The following is a 15,261-nucleotide window of genomic DNA, read 5'->3' on the forward strand; positions in this document are numbered from 1 at the left end:
ACCGGCCGGCGGACTGCCGGGGCGGGGCGGCGGACGGTATCTTCGGCGCGACGGGGCGCCAGTCAGGCAGGGAACGAGACAGGCGACAAGCTGCGACCGGCAGGCAGTGCCGGCAACTTCAGACGAGGCTTTCCCAGCCTTCCGACAGCCGCATCGCGCCGTTGATGATACCGACCATCGAATAGGTTTGCGGGAAGTTGCCCCACATTTCCCCGGTTGCCGGATTGGTATCCTCCGACAACAGCCCGACATGATTGCGGCAGGCGAGCATCGTTTCATAGATCTCGCGAGCCTCGTCCTTGCGGCCAATCCGGGCAAGGGCGTCAATGTACCAGAAGGTACAGATGTTGAAGGCATTTTCCGGCGCGCCGAAGTCGTCGGCGGCATGGTAGCGGAAGAGATGCTTGCCGCGCCTCAGGGTTGCGCCGATCCGCTCGACCGTGGCAACGAAACGCGGATCCTGCGGTGGCAGGAAGCCGACCTCGGCGATCAGCAGCAGGCTGGCATCGAGGTCCTGTCCTTCGAAGCTCTCGACAAAGGCGCCAACCTTCTCGTTCCAGCCCCGGGCCAGGATCGTCGCGTGAATGGCATCGGCCCGCTCCTGCCAGAGGGCGGCCCGCTCGGTGCGGGCGAACTGGCGGGCAATCTTGGCAAGCCGGTCGCAGGCCGCCCAGCACATCAGCGATGACGAGGTGTGGACCCTGGCCCGCGTCCGCAACTCCCAAAGACCGGCATCGGGCTGGTCATGCATGGCAAACGCCCGCTCGCCGATCAGCTCCAGCCGCTCGAAATCGTCGACCCCGGGTTGCCGCAGCAGGCGCTTGTCGAAAAAGGCCTGCGACGCGCCAAGCACGATGTTGCCATAGACGTCATGCTGGAAGTGCTCATAGGCCTGGTTGCCGATCCTGACCGGCCCCATGCCGCGATAACCGGGCAGGTCGACAGTTGTCTCGACGAGCTTCTCCTCCAGCGCGATGCCGTAGAGGGGTTGCACGTGATCGGCCCTGGTCATCGAGGCTATATTGTTGATGTAGCGGAGATAGTTCTCCATCGTCTCCATCTCGGAGAGCGAGTTGAGGGCCCTGACGACAAAGAACGCGTCCCGCAGCCAGCAATAGCGATAGTCCCAGTTGCGTCCGCTATGCGCGGCCTCCGGGATCGAGGTCGTTGCCGCCGCAATGATCGCGCCCGTCTCCTCGTAGGTGCACAGTTTCAGCGTCACCGCCGCCCGGATAACCGCTTCCTGATAGTCGAGCGGCAGTCCCAGCCGGCGCGTCCACAGCCGCCAGTGCAGAACCGTCTCCTCCTCGAACTCCCGGCACAGCGTCTCCGGATGGTGGGTGAGGCTCTCGTCCGGCCCGAAATAGAAGGACACCGGCCCGTCCAGGAGAAACGGCGTCTCGTCGCGCACATAGGTGATCGAGGCATTCGTCGTCAGCCGCACTGTCTGGCCGTTGCCGACGAAGCGCATGTGGTTCGATCCGTAGGTCACCTCGGGCACCCGGGTGCCGTGGTCGAACCTCGGCCGGCAACGCACTCGGATGCGCGGATGGCCGGCGATCGGCCGCACCCGCCGCACCAGCCCGGTCGGCCGGAACATGCGCCCCTTGGTCTGGAATCGCGGTGCGAAGTCCGTGATCTCGACGGCGTTGCCCGCCTCGTCATAGAGCCGGGTAACGACCACCGCCGTGTTCTCGATATAAGCCTGTTCGCTGCGGCAGACGTTTTCCAGATCGATTGAAAACGCTCCGTCTCCGGCCGCGCCATTCGTGCCCAGCAGCGCATGGAAGACCGGATCGCCGTCGAAGCGCGGCAGGCACATCCACACCACGCGGGCCATCTTGTCGACCAGTGCCGCGACCGAGCAGTTCCCGACGATCGCCAGATCGAGTGACGGCTGCTCCGATGGTGTCATGTGCGCGGTTTCCTTGCTGTTGCGTGGGCAGGAAGGTCATGCGCCAGCCAGTCGGCGACGCTCTCGACATCAGGCAGGCGGAAGCGCGCAAGGCTCTCATCACCGCCCACCTTGACGCCGAAACCGCCGATCGCCTCCGCCACCCGGATCCCGTCCTCGTCGGTCACGTCGTCCCCGACAAAGACCGGAGTGCGGCCGCGAAACGGTTCGATATCCATGAAGCTCGCAACAGCCCAGCCCTTGTCGCGAAAGGCGGGTTTGGCCTCGATCACCATTTTCCCGTGTACAAGATGCAGGTCGGGCAGATCGGAGATGGCGCCGCTCATGACCTCGAAAACGGCTTCCTCGCAGTCCGGTGCGATCCGGTAGTGGACGGCGATGGCCACCCCCTTGTCCTCGATCGAGACGCCGCGCCCGAGCAGCCCGCTTCCCGAGAGTGCCGCTTTCAGTGTCTCGATCTCGGGCCCGACCGGCGCCCGTTCGATCCCGGCATCGGGATGCAGGCGTGTCTCCAGCCCGTGCAGACCGGCGCAAGGAAGGGACAGCGGGGCGAGATAGGCGTCGATTTCGTGGATGGGCCGGCCACTGACAATGGCGACGGCACCGTCCAGATGATCGACGAGGCGCTCGAGACAGGCGATCATCCGCGCCTCTGCCTCGACCGCGTCCGGCGTTCGGGCGATCTCGACGAGCGTCCCGTCGAAATCGAGGAACAACGCCAGATCATCGGAGACAGGCGGTGGAGCGTTCATGGCCCGAAGCCTACGAAACCTTGCCCTCCATGAGAAGGCCCGAAGCGAAAAAACCCTTGAGGAGGCGCGATTTGCCGCGCCGCATCATGCCGCGGCTTCGTCCGAGAAGGCGCCGGGTCCCGGTGTTGCGCCGTCCGGACACTTGCCCAGGATGATCATGCCGAGCACCTCGTCCTTGGTCACGTCCGTGGTGCGCGCCGTGCCGACGAGCTGCCCGTTCTTCATCACCGCGACACGATCGGCGAGATCGAAGACATCGTGAATGTCGTGGGAGATGAGGAAGATGCCGAGCCCCTGCGCCTTCAGTTCCTTGATCAGCTCGGAGACCATCTGCGTCTCCTGCACGCCAAGGGCCGCCGTCGGCTCGTCCATGATCAGGATGCGCGCGTTGAAATAGACTGCCCGGGCGATCGCCACGGACTGCCGCTGCCCGCCCGAAAGCGCCTTCACCGGCGCCTTGAACTTGCGGAAATTCGGGTTGAGCCGGGCCAGGATCTTGCGGGTCTCCGCCTCCATCGCATCATCGTCGACGAAGCCGAGCGCGGAGACGATCTCGCGCCCGAGAAAGAGGTTGGAGGCGGCGTCGAGATTGTCGGCGAGCGCCAGCGTCTGGTAGATCGTCTCGATATTGTAGTCGCGGGCATCGCGCGGACTGTTGATCGTCGCCTTCTTGCCGTCGATCAGGATCTCGCCGCTGTCGGCATGGTAGGCGCCGGAAAGCACCTTGATCAGGGTCGACTTGCCGGCACCGTTATGGCCGAGCAGCCCGACCACTTCTCCCGGGTGGAGATCGACGCTGACATGGTCGACCGCGTGGACGCCGCCGAATGAGATGCAGATATCCTTCATCTGCACGAGGGGAGTTGCCATGGCTCAGTCTCCCGTGCGCTTGCGGTAGATGATGTCGACGAGCACGGCCACCACCAGCACCACACCGACGACGATGTTCTGCAAGGGAGCGTCGACACCGACCATCGCCATTCCCGATTGCAGCGACTGCATGATCAGCGCGCCCAGAATGGCGCCGTAGATCGTGCCCAACCCTCCCGACAGCGCCGTCCCGCCGATCACCGCGGCCGCGATGACACGCAACTCGTCGAGGGTGCCAAGGTCGTTTGTCGAGAACCCGAGGCGGGCGGCCGCCACCGCCGCCGAGAGGGCGCAGAGCCCCCCCATGATGGCGAAGACCTTCACGGTCAGAAGGCGTGTGTTGATGCCGGAGAGCTCGGCGGCGTCCGGGTTGCCGCCGGCCGCGAAGATATAGCGACCGAGCCGCGTCCGCCGCGCGACCACGGTCATGCATACCGCCACCAGGATCAGCAGAAGCACCGAATACGGCAGGCCGTAGGAGGCGGTATGGCCTTCAGGCAGCTCCAGGCCGCGCGCCGCAAAGTCGCGCCGAAGGACCCGTACCGGCACCTCGTATGCATTGAGCACGGCAATGAACCCGAGGATCGCTGCACTGACGACCGCCCCGAGCGTGACCTCCGCCCAGACAGGCTTGACCGGAAAGCCGTGCGTCGCCTTGCGCCGGCGCGAGGCGAACTGCAGGGACAGCGCGGTGATCACCGCCACAAGCGCGAATATCCAGGACCAGGTTTCGCCGAGCGTGCCGCCAATGCCGCCGATCATCGTGAACCGCGCGTCGAGCGGGCCGATGGTCTGGCCGTCGGTGATGAACCATGCGGCGTTGCGCCAGACAAGCAGGCCGCCAAGCGTGACGATGAAGGCCGGAATCCCGAGATAGCCGATCAGCGCGCCCTGGAACGCGCCGATGGCGACACCCACCACGACACCGGCGAGAATCGCAAGGATCCAGATCGCCGGATGGCCGAGCTCAAGGCCGAACACGTTGGGAAGGACCTGTGTCTGCACCATCGCCATCACGGCGGCGACGGTTGCCAGCAGCGATCCCACCGAGAGGTCGATATGCCGGGTGACGATCACGAACACCATGCCGGTCGCCATGATGGCGACGGAAACGGTCTGGATCGTCAGGTTGAAGATGTTGCGCGGCGTCAGGAAATTGCCACCGGTGAACACATTGAACACAAGGCACAGGACGACGAACGCACCGATCATGCCGAGCAGACGCGTATCGATCTGCAGAACGGAGAATAAGGACCTGTTCGCCGCTGTCTTCGGCTCGGACGCCGCAGTATCAGTCATGGAGAAGCTCCCGCTTGGAGACTGTAGCACCCATCGGCCCTCGCGTCAGGAGCCGGAATTCGGACGCAACAGCTCGGCCTTGCCCCGGCTGTTCGCCGGGGCAAGGTATCTGGACAAGCTTGCGGATATCAGTTGCAGGGGGCGGGGCCGCCGCTGACGCCCTGGCAGAGCGCGTCCTTGGTGATCCAGCCGGCATCGACCACTGCCGAGAGGTTCTCGCGGGTGACCGGGATCGGTGCCAGGAAACGGGCCGTGAGTTCGGTGCCACCCGGCGAAGTCCACTTGCCGGCGCCCTCGACGCTGTCCATCGTGCCGCCCTTGGCGAGCGAGACGGCGATCTCGCCGGCAGCCTTGCCCAGTTCACGCGCGTCCTTCCAGACGGAAACGGTCTGGGTGCCCTTGGCAACACGGTTGAGAGCCGCATGGTCGCCGTCCTGGCCGGAGACCGGAATGCCTTCCATGCCCTGCGCCGTCAGCGCCGCCACCACACCGCCGGCGGTGCCGTCATTGGACGCGACCACGGCGTCGACCTCGTTGTTGTTGGCGGTCAGGATCTGCTCCATGTTCCGCTGTGCGTTGGCGGGGAGCCAGCCGTCCGTATAGGCCTCGCCGACAATCTTGATCTTGCCGCCGTCAATCGCCGCCTGCAGCACTTCCTGCTGGCCGCCGCGCAGGAAATCCGCGTTCGGATCGGTCGGCGATCCCTTGATCATCACGTAATTGCCTTCCGGCGCCTGCTTCAGAACCTCGCGGGCCTGCATGCGCCCGACCTCGACATTGTCGAATGTCAGGTAGAAGGCGCGCTCGTCCTCGATGAGACGGTCATAACCGACGACCGGGATGCCTTCGTTGGCCGCTGCCTGGATGGCCGGGCCGATGGCCTGCGAATCCTGCGCCAGGATGATGAGCGCATCGACGCCCTGGGCGATCAACGCCTCGACATCGGACAGCTGCTTGGCGGCGGACGACTGGGCATCGGCCGACACATAGGCCACCCCGGCGGCGTCGAGCGCGCCCTTGATCGCGGCTTCGTCGGTCTTCCAGCGTTCCTCCTGGAAGTTCGACCAGCTCACGCCGACCGTAAGATCCTGTGCCTGGACCGGAAGGGCCATGGCGGCGAGAAGCGCGCCGGCAAGAAGCGGTTTGAAAGTGCGCATGTCTGTTTCCTCCGATGTGTCCCCGCTCCTCCCATTTGCGGAACGAAGGATCATGAACCTGTCGGGCGCAATCCGGCAAAACCCTCCGGCCGGAATGCGTCTCGGCATGGCGCGTCGACGAAATTTTATTTTTTTCGACGTCCGAAAAAAAGTTGCTCCAAACAAAAGCGCCTGTCAACATGGTTTCTTGAAACAGATGGCCGGGCGGCATCTCGATCCGCCTGTCCATCGCGCGAGGAGGGAGAAACCCGACGGGTCCGCAACGGCCCGCCCGCGCCAGGGGACGGAGACGGGCAACCGGGATGGGAATGACGCAAAAGGCCGATCGCGACCAGATCAGACGACAGAACCGCTCGGTCGTTCTTCAGGCCCTGCGGCGCAAGGGGCCTCAGGCACGCATCGATCTTGGCCGCATCACCGAGCTCAGCCCGGCAACGGTTACCTCGATCACGTCCGACCTCATCGCCGAAGGCCTTGTCGTGGGCGCGGACGAACCGGGCCAGCGGGAGCGCGAAAAGGGCGTGCGCGGCCGCCCCCGCAGCCTGCTTGCCCTGCACGGCGCTGCCGCCTCCGTTCTTGCCATCAAGCTCTCCGTCAACACGATCGAGCTGGCGCTGGCCGATTACGGCGGCACGCTTGTGGCCAGGGGAGCGACCGGTTTCGACAGCGTCGCCGTCACGGCCGATGCCTTCGGCCAGACCCTGGTCGCGGCGGTCCGGGCCTTCCTGGCCGAACACGATGTCCGCCAGCCGTCGGTGATCGCCATCGCCTCCCAGGGCGTGGTCGACGACAGCGCCGGCACCGTTGCCTGGTCGCCCGCCTTCGCGGTCGGCCACGTCCCCGTGGTCGCCCCCTTGCGGGACGCGTTCGGCGTGACCTGCATGTTGTCCAACGACACCAACATGATCGCCGAGGCGCTGCACCGCATCGACCCCGTCCGCTACGGCGGCACCTTCGCGGTGCTCTTCGTCGACTACGGCGTGGGCATGGGGCTCTTCGTCAACAACCGCCTGTTTGTCGGCGAGACCGGCGCTGCCGCCGAAATCGGCCATGCCAGCCATATTCCCGGCGGCGCGCTGTGTCGCTGCGGGCGGCGCGGCTGCCTGGAGGCCTATCTCGGCGACTACGCCCTTCGCCGTCACGCCCTGCGGCTCGATCCCCAGACGCCGCCCAGCACGATACCGGTCGCGCGCGAAACGATCCGCGACCTCATCAAGGACGCGGAGAACGGCGATGCAGGTGCGCTTGACGCCTTCCGCGCCGGGGGAACCGCGCTCGGCTATGCGTTCGCCCGGGTCATCGCGACGCTGGACCCGCGCCGCATCGTCGTCACCGGCGCCGCCTCCAATGCCTTCCCGCTGATGCGCGAGGCCGCCCTCGCCGCTCTCGACGAGGCGCTCGTCGCCGACCTGCGCGGCGACGTCGAGATCGAGGCCATCGCCTGGGAGGAGGACCTGATCCTGCGCGGCACCATTGCCCGGGCGCTCCATTCGCTCGACACCGAGGTCTTCGCCGAGACAGGCGTCAGCGTGCTCCCTGTATCGATGGCAGGACAGGTGTGATGGAAAAGGTCCGCCCCACGGTGAAAAGCCCGCTGGCCGCGGCGGCTTTTTTCCTGGGTGCGCTGGCCCCGGCGCTCGCCGGAGATGTCCCCCCATGGAGCGAACGGGTCCTCCATTCGCCGATCGACCTCGCCGAAATAGCGGCTGCACCGATGGAGGAACGGATCGCCCGGCTGAAACAGCGGGGCGAGCAGCTCTTCACCGGCAAGTTCATCCGCGCGGACGGCGCCGGCCGCCCGCTTGCCACCCAGGCAATCATTCCCACGAAACGCCGCCGACCGGCGCATCAGGACTTCCAGCGCCTCGCCGGCCTCGATGCAAATGCCTGCGCTTCCTGCCACCACGAACCCGTGATCGGCGGCGGTGCGTCCTTCACCGCCAATGTCTTCGTCTCGGAAGGCTTCGAAAGCGCCGATTTCGACACGACCGATCCGCAGTTCTCCAACGAGCGCGGCTCGACGGCGCTGCATGGCTCCGGTCTGATCGAGCTTCTTGCCCGCGAAATGACGCACGACCTGCAGGCACTGCGTGACGATGCCCTTGAAAGGGCCCGCCGCACCGGCACCGCGCAGGTCGCGAGGCTCACCAGCAAGGGCGTCTCCTTCGGCGCGGTCACGGCCAACCCGGATGGCAGTCTGGATATTTCGGCGATCGAGGGCATCGATCCGGACCTCGTACTGCGACCTTTCTCCCAAAAAGGGGTCTTCGGATCCTTGCGGCAGTTCTCGATCAACGCGCTCAACTCCCATCACGGCATCCAGGCGGTGGAACGCTTTGGTGCCACCTGGACCGGAACCCCGGATTTCGACGCGGACGAGGTTCCCGACGAGATCGGCGCCGCCGACATTTCGGCTCTCGTCGCCTTCCAGGCGACCCTGCCGGCTCCCTCCCGCAAAACGGACCTGCCTGAAGCCTGGCGGGAGGCCGCAGCCCGCGGAGAGACGCTTTTCGCCGAAACAGGCTGCACCGGCTGCCACATTCCGGCACTGCCGCTCGCCTCGACCGTGTTTCATGACCCCGGCCCGCTTGAGACCGCCGGAACACTGCGAACCGACGACGTCGATGAGCCTCTGGCGATCGACCTTGGCGTGCTCGCTTTCGTTCGCGCCCTGCCTCGCGACGCAAACGGCCATGTCCTCGTACCGCTCTTCGGCGACCTGAAGCGCCACCGCATCGCCGACACCCGCGAGCCCACCCTTGGCAACGAATTGCTCGGCCAGCGCTTTGTCGACCGCGACGTCTTCATCACGGCAGAGCTCTGGGGTGTCGGCGCGACCGCGCCCTATGGCCACCGGGCCGACCTGACGTCGCTCGACGAAATCATTCGAGCCCATGCCGGGGAAGCGACAGCGAGCAGCGAGGCCTACATGGCCCTCGCCGACGACGATCGCCAGGCGATCATCGCCTTCCTGCGCAGCCTGGACATCCCCGAATGACGCGCATTGACACCCCCCATCCGACCCCGCGCCCGGCGACCCGCACCCTTTCCCTGTCGCTTCTGGCCGCCTCGCTCCTGTCCGCCGCCTGGGTGTCCACCGTCGCCGCAACCGGCAGCGAAGACGCGGCCGCCCCCGTGCCGCGCTTTGTCGAGGAGGCAGGCAAGGCCGGCGTCGATCACGTCTATTCCGGTCCCTGGGAGTATTTTGTCGGCGGCGGCGCCGCGATCCTCGACTGCGATGGCGACCGGCGACCGGACCTGTTCCTTGCCGGCGGTGCGTCGCCCGCCGCGCTTTTCCGCAACTCTTCGCTCGCCGGCGGTCCGCTTTCCTTCGAACGGCAGGAGACCGGACTTCCCGCACGGCTCCTCGATCAGGTCACCGGCGCCTATCCCCTGGATGTCGACAATGACGGAAACATGGACCTTGTCGTCCTGCGCGTCGGCGAGAACCAGATCCTGCGCGGTACCGGCGGGTGCCGTTTCGAGCCGGCCAACCGGCGTTTTTCCTTCGACGGCGGGCGCGGCTGGACGACAAGCTTCGCCGCGACGTTCGAGAAGAACGCGGCCCATCCGACCCTCGCCTTCGGCAACTATGTCGACCGCTCGGCGCCGGGATCGCCCTGGGGCACCTGCGACGACAACACCCTGCACCGCGCCCGCGTGACTTCCGGCGCGGCCGGGACGCCGGACTATTCGGACGGACTTCGCCTCACACCCGGCTATTGCGCGCTCTCGATGCTGTTCACAGACTGGAACCGGTCCGGCGAGCCGGCCCTGCGCGTTTCCAATGACCGCCACTATTATCGCGGCGGCGAGGAGCAGCTCTGGGCCCTGCCGGACGGACGACCGCCGCGCCCCTATCGGCGCGCCGACGGCTGGCGTCATCTGAAGATCTGGGGCATGGGCATCGCCAGCACCGACCTTGACGGCGACGGCCTGCCGGAATTCGCCTTGACGAGCATGGGCGACACCAAGTTGCAGACCCTCGACCAGGAAACGGACGAGATGCTGCCGGTCTATCGCGACATCGCCTTCGACAAGGGGGTCACCGCCCACCGCCCCTATACGGGCGAGGACATGCGCCCGTCCACCGGCTGGCATGCCGAGTTCCAGGACGTCAACAACGACACCCTGCCGGATCTCTTCATCGCCAAGGGAAATGTCGAGGCGATGCCCGATTTCGCCGCCTTCGATCCCGACAACCTGCTGATCCAGCAGTGGAGCGGGCGGTTTGCCGAACATGGAGAAACTGCCGGCATCGCCCTTGACCGACGCGGTCGTGGCGGCGGGCTCGCCGATTTCAACATGGACGGACTGCTCGACCTCGTCGTCGTCAACCGCGAGGCGCCCGTCAGCCTGTTTCGCAATCTCGGCCGGGCGAAAGCCTCCGGAGACAGGGCCAGGCCACTCGGCAACTGGCTTTCCATAAGTCTGGCGCAGAGCGGCCCCAACAGGAACGCCGTCGGGGCAAAGATCAGCGTCCGCGTCGGCGCCCGCAGCCTCACCCGAGACATCCAGGTGGGTGGCGGCCATGCCTCCGGCCAGTCGGGTTTCGTTCATGTGGGGCTCGGCGTGGCGGAACGAGCCGTTGTTCGCGTGCGCTGGCCCGATGGCAGCTGGAGCCACGGCTACCGTGTCTTCGCAAACCAGTTCGTGCTGATCGATCGCGGCGCCAACCATGTGCGCTACTGGTATCCGCCACGCTGACCGCCGCCGGGCGCGGCGCTTACGCTTACACCCGCTCCAGCAGCAGGGCCGTGCCAAGCCCGCCGGCACTGGCAATCGCGGCGAGCCCTCGACTGCCGCCAGGTTCCCCGAGCAGCTCATGAAACAGCCGCACGGCGAGCACCGCGCCCGACGCGCCGATCGGATGCCCCCGCGCCAGCGCCCCGCCGCCGCGATTGACCCGCGCGGGATCGAGACCCAGCCCGTCGATACATGCGATGGCCTGCGCCGCGTAGGCCTCCATCACCTCGGCGACGGCAAGCGATCCCGCATCGACATGGTGCCGGTCCAACAGCCGCCTGCCCGCCACAACAGGTGCAAGCCCCGGCAGACGGGGATCGCTGCCGGCCGCCGCACTGTCGACGATCCGGCACGCGCCAAGCCGCGGGTTCGCCTGCATCCAGGCCTCGGAAACAACAAGCGCGAAGGCGGCCGCATCGGCCGAAACGGCGGCCGTGGCGGCAAGGAGACGGTTGTCGCCGGCGCGCGCCAGAGCACGCGAGCGACGCCCCGTCTCCGGTGACAGGTCGCGGGTGAAGAGGTCGGCAGGGACGTCTTCCAGCGGCACGATTTCTTCCTCGTGCCCTCCCGAGGCGCCCGCCCGGCGCGCCGCTGCATGGCTTGCAACGGCAAAGGCGATCTGTGCCTCCTCGTCGATCCCCAGTTGCACGGCAAGTGCCAGCGCGGCCTCGGCCATGTCGGGATCGCGTTCCGGCCATGGCGTGAAGGGCGGCCTGTCATAGGCCACAGGCTCACCGCCTTCATCCATCGGACGCCGCAACCGGATCGGCGCGCGCGAATAGCTCTCGGCGCCGCCGGCAAGGACGCAGTCGGCCGCCCCGGCCTCGACCAGTCGCGCCGCATGGGCGATGGCATCAAGGCCCGAGCAGCACTGGCGATCAATGGTTATCGCCGGCACACTGTCGGGCAGACCGGCAAGCAAGGCAGCTCTCCGCGCGGGATTTCCGCCTCCGTAAAGCGCGTTGCCTGCAATGACCTCGTCGATACTTCCACCCTCGACACCTGCCGATTCCAGGCAGGCCCGCATCACCGGCGTCGCCAAGGCGTCGACCTCCAGTGCGGCGAACGCCCCGCCGCGCGGGACAACCGGACTACGCCGGGGTGCGACGAGATACGCTGTCATGGGCGACCTCCCGATGTTCGATTTCCCCGGCGATTGCCGGCAGGTCGCTCTTGCCGCCGGGTGTCAGGGGCCAGTCGGAGAAAAACTGGAAGGCACGCGGAACCTTGGCCGGTTCAAGCAGGTCGAGGCAGTGCCGGCGCAGCGCCTGCGGGTCTGGCAATGCACCGTCACACAACTGGATGGCGGCAACGATCCGCGCCCCGCGCAACCGGTCATCGAGACCGAACACCGCCGCCTGCCCGATCCCGGGATATTGCAACAGGGCGGCCTCGATCTCCTCGGCAAAGACATTGATTCCGCTGGTCACGATCATCCTGCCCTTGCGCCCGGCCAGCCACAGGTGCCCCTCACCATCCAGAGAGCCGCGGTCGCCGACGCTGACCCAGCCGCCATCACGGCGCGTCATCGGCTCCGTGCCCATCACATACCCGTCGAAAAGAAGCCGGCTCCGCACCCAGATATCGCCGGTCTCCCCGGCGGCCAGACGCTCGCCGTCGTCACCGCGGATCTCCACCTCGACGCCCTCGAACGGCCGGCCGACGCTGCCGGGAGGGTCCCCGGCCCGGCGATGGGAAATGAAACTGGTCTCCGATGTCCCGTAAAACTCGTGCACCTCGGCGCCCGGGCACATCCTGGCGAGAAGGTCCCGCTCGCTGTTCCGCCATTTCGCACCGCTCAAGAGCACACGCCGCAGGTCGGGAAGACGAATGCCCTCGCTCGCTGCCCCCCTTGCAAGCAGTTGCAATTGCGTGGGCGTCGCGACAAGCACGCTGGATCCGGCCGCTTGCATCCGGCGCAGGATCGCCTTTGGCTGGAAACGGCGCGCGATGTCGAGCCGCAGGCCGCTGTCGAGGGCCAGCATCGCGCCGAAGAGATGCAACGAATGGCCGATACCGCCGGGGACGAAGACCCGGTCCGTCCCGTCAATGCGGAACGCCTCGAGGCAGGTCCGGAAGCTGAGCGTCCAGGACCGGTGCGACCGCTGGAACGCCTTGGGCATACCCGTCGAACCCGACGTCAGGCCGATATAGAAGGGTTCCAGCGGTCCGGCGCGGAACCGGGCAGCCGGTTTTCCCTTTGCCGCACCGGTCGCACCATCATCCCCGTCGTCAGGTCCGCGAGGTGCCGGATCGTCGTTGGCAAACGCCTCGTCGTCCGCGACCGGCCCCAGCTCCGTACGCAGGCGCTCTCCGTACCGTTGCCAGTGCACAGGATCGGCCACGAGCACAATCCGGCCACTGCGCGCACCGGCGCAAAGCCGGACAAGGGCGGTCAGCGGATCTCCCGCGTCGACCCGCAGAAGGCGGCTGGCGCCGGTCTGCGAAAGCGCCGTCTCGGCAGCCACCGTGCGAGCCAGAAACTCCTGCCAGGTGAGCGTCTCCCGCCCGTCGCAAAGCGCAACGCTCCCCCCGGCGCGCACGGCATGCGCATCGAGCGAACCGCAGACGATGTCACCCGGCGGTTCCGTCATCGATCCGTGTTCATTCCGTGGAGGTCACTGGCGCGACAGGATGGCATCCGGTCGGCCGCGCTCTACCGCTCCCACGATTGCCGCGGCAGCAAAGGCTTTCAGGATGTCACCTGGCAGATAGGCCAGCATGCCGACAGCAGCGCCAAGCAAGGAGGTGTCAGCCATGACGACAATCCCGGGAATGCCGAACGCATAGAGCACGATGATCCCGCCAACGATGCTGGAGGAGAGTGTGGCCGTGAACACGGGCCGCGAGCGGAGTGCCTGCATCATCGCCCCGCAGACGAAAGCCGCGACCGGGAAGCCGATCAGGAAGCCGACGGACGGTGCATAGAAAACGCCGATTCCGCCGCGTCCGCCGGCAAGAAGCGGCGCGCCAAGAGCGACGATGAACAGAAAAAGCAGCACCGCGAGCGCTCCGCGAACCGGGCCGAGCATCACGCCTGCCAGCATCACGCCAAGGCTCTGCACGGTGATCGGCACACCTCCCATGACGGGAATGGACACCAGCGGCAGAAACCCCAGCGCGCCGATGAAGGCTGCATGGATGGCGATATGAACAAGCGAACGGTCGGCGGTCATTGATTGGCTTCCATCTGGTCGGCGTCTCCCCGCTGCTCGGTTGGCGGCCCGGCCGCGTCCCGCGTTGTGGACAGGTCAGGAGCGGCACCGCCCCGTGCGGCCAGTGCTTCCGCGACGTGATCGGCGGTATTTAGAGCCTGGAGACACAAGGGCGCAACCAGTTTGACGTGGCCCTTGCGCCCTGACCGGGCACGGTGCGCCTCCTGCAGACGGTTTCCCATCTCTACGATCACCGGCGTGAAACGGATGACCAGGGCGATCGCAAGCGCCAGGCGCTGCTCCGGCAGGCCGATCCAGGCGGCCGGACGCAGCACGGGTCTCAGCGCATCGATCATCTCGTCCATGCGTGTCGTCAGGGTGACGAGGCTTGCCAGAAGAAACAATGTGGCGAGGCGCAAGGCCACCAGAATCCCCGTCTCGAAAGAGCCCAGCAACGCATGCAGCCCCAGCACGAAGGCAAGGATAAGCACCAGCGGCCGCAGCGCGGCAAGCGCCGAAAGACCTTGCCGGCCCAGCAGCGCGTAGCCCGACAGGCTGGCGGCAAGGCACGCCAGCAGGCTCAACGGATCGCCCAGCGGAAACAACGCCAGCGAGGCGAGCGCCAGTCCCAGCAGTTTCCCTCCCGCCGGCACAAGGTGGAGCGGGCTGCGCTGCGCGAGATAGAGGCCGATCACAGCACGGGCGCCGTGAGCGTGTCGGCGCGCGCCCTGGCAAAGTCGCGATAGGCGGGCAGCACCTCGCCCGGCGGTCCGTCTCCCCGCACCCGGCCGCCGTCGAACCAGATCACCCGGTCGAAGTCCTCGATCATATCGAGGTCGTGGCTGACAAGCAGGACGGACGCCTCCACCCGCGCCAGGAACGCTCCGAAATGAAGCCGCAACGCGAGATCGAGGCCGGCGAAAGGTTCATCGCACAGCAGCAGGCGAGGCGCGGAAATGGTGGCCGCCAGCAGGCAGACCAGCTGTTTCTGTCCTTCGGAGAGAAGCGCCACAGGCCGGTCGGCCCAGCCCGCGCATCCATGCCCGGCAAGACAGGCGAGGGCCGCCGCATCCGCCTCCGCCTTGCTCGCGCCGAACTGGCGCGGGGCGAAAGCGATTTCCTCGCGCACCGTCGGAAAGATCATCTGGTGGTCGGGATTCTGGAACACCATGCCGACATGACGCGGCAACTTCCGGGCCGCCTTGCGCGTATCAAGGCCGAACACCTCGACGGTTCCGTCATTTGGGACAAGCAAGCCGTTGAGAAGGCGCAGAAATGAGCTCTTGCCCGAGCCATTCAGGCCGACAAGGGCGATACGGCGCTCGCCAAGGGTCAGCGACAGCCGATCAAAAACAGAAAAAGCGCCA

Annotated in this window: 13 protein-coding genes; 3 read left to right on the forward strand and 10 right to left on the reverse strand. The window is 66.6% G+C overall.

Translation table 11 applies throughout. The features are described 5' to 3' along the window. Positions 1-118: 118 nt before the first annotated feature. The 5 genes from ACN0T5_RS03655 to xylF form a co-directional block, all read right to left on the reverse strand. Positions 119-1,915 carry a glycoside hydrolase family 15 protein gene (locus ACN0T5_RS03655; RefSeq protein ID WP_417767256.1) on the reverse strand — a complete coding sequence of 599 codons (1,797 nt, stop codon included), beginning with the start codon at positions 1,913-1,915 and terminating at the stop codon, positions 119-121. Beyond that, positions 1,912-2,667, reverse strand: coding sequence for a trehalose-phosphatase (gene otsB / locus ACN0T5_RS03660; protein ID WP_417767257.1), 756 nt, complete (start codon positions 2,665-2,667; stop codon positions 1,912-1,914). The genes ACN0T5_RS03655 and otsB overlap by 4 nt, the downstream gene beginning before the upstream one ends. An 84-nt stretch (positions 2,668-2,751) precedes the next feature. After that, on the reverse strand, positions 2,752-3,537 hold the full coding sequence (locus tag ACN0T5_RS03665; protein WP_417767258.1) for an ATP-binding cassette domain-containing protein: 786 nt from the start codon (positions 3,535-3,537) through the stop codon (positions 2,752-2,754). A gap of 3 nt (positions 3,538-3,540) precedes the next feature. Continuing rightward, positions 3,541-4,836, reverse strand: a complete 1,296-nt coding sequence (locus ACN0T5_RS03670) for a sugar ABC transporter permease (protein ID WP_417767259.1) — start codon at positions 4,834-4,836, stop codon at positions 3,541-3,543. A 128-nt stretch (positions 4,837-4,964) separates the two neighbouring features. Next, complete coding sequence (xylF, locus tag ACN0T5_RS03675; protein ID WP_417767260.1) at positions 4,965-5,993, reverse strand: D-xylose ABC transporter substrate-binding protein; 1,029 nt, start codon at positions 5,991-5,993, stop codon at positions 4,965-4,967. Positions 5,994-6,301: 308 nt separating this feature from the next. On the opposite strand from xylF, the gene ACN0T5_RS03680 reads away from it, so the two are divergent. Genes ACN0T5_RS03680 through ACN0T5_RS03690 form a run of 3 tightly spaced genes read left to right on the forward strand, consistent with a single transcriptional unit; the run spans position 6,302 to position 10,700 of the window. Then, a complete protein-coding gene (locus ACN0T5_RS03680; RefSeq protein WP_417767261.1) occupies positions 6,302-7,555 on the forward strand; it encodes an ROK family protein in 1,254 nt (417 codons plus the stop codon). Further along, positions 7,555-8,991, forward strand: a complete 1,437-nt coding sequence (locus ACN0T5_RS03685) for a di-heme oxidoredictase family protein (RefSeq protein WP_417767262.1) — start codon at positions 7,555-7,557, stop codon at positions 8,989-8,991. Before ACN0T5_RS03680 ends, ACN0T5_RS03685 begins: the two co-directional genes overlap by 1 nt. After that, the gene (locus tag ACN0T5_RS03690; RefSeq protein ID WP_417767263.1) at positions 8,988-10,700 is read left to right on the forward strand and encodes a CRTAC1 family protein; all 1,713 of its coding nucleotides are present in this window, start codon (positions 8,988-8,990) and stop codon (positions 10,698-10,700) included. Before ACN0T5_RS03685 ends, ACN0T5_RS03690 begins: the two co-directional genes overlap by 4 nt. A gap of 25 nt (positions 10,701-10,725) precedes the next feature. On the opposite strand, the gene ACN0T5_RS03695 is transcribed toward ACN0T5_RS03690, so the two are convergent. From ACN0T5_RS03695 to ACN0T5_RS03715, 5 genes are all read right to left on the reverse strand, one after another. Beyond that, entirely contained in the window at positions 10,726-11,862 is a 1,137-nt protein-coding gene (locus ACN0T5_RS03695) for a thiolase family protein (protein ID WP_417767264.1), read from the reverse strand. Beyond that, a complete protein-coding gene (locus ACN0T5_RS03700; protein ID WP_417767265.1) occupies positions 11,831-13,333 on the reverse strand; it encodes an AMP-binding protein in 1,503 nt (500 codons plus the stop codon). The genes ACN0T5_RS03695 and ACN0T5_RS03700 overlap by 32 nt, the downstream gene beginning before the upstream one ends. Positions 13,334-13,357: 24 nt before the next feature. After that, positions 13,358-13,915, reverse strand: coding sequence for a biotin transporter BioY (locus ACN0T5_RS03705; RefSeq protein WP_417767266.1), 558 nt, complete (start codon positions 13,913-13,915; stop codon positions 13,358-13,360). Then, positions 13,912-14,589: an energy-coupling factor transporter transmembrane component T family protein gene (locus ACN0T5_RS03710; protein WP_417767267.1), complete on the reverse strand. Its 678-nt coding sequence runs from the start codon at positions 14,587-14,589 to the stop codon at positions 13,912-13,914. Before ACN0T5_RS03710 ends, ACN0T5_RS03705 begins: the two co-directional genes overlap by 4 nt. Beyond that, the coding region (locus ACN0T5_RS03715) for an energy-coupling factor ABC transporter ATP-binding protein (RefSeq protein ID WP_417767268.1) at positions 14,586-15,261 on the reverse strand (676 nt) is incomplete at its 5' end. The genes ACN0T5_RS03715 and ACN0T5_RS03710, both read right to left, overlap by 4 nt.

It is taken from the genome of Stappia sp. (assembly GCF_048261845.1).
Taxonomy (GTDB): Bacteria; Pseudomonadota; Alphaproteobacteria; order Rhizobiales; family Stappiaceae; genus Stappia.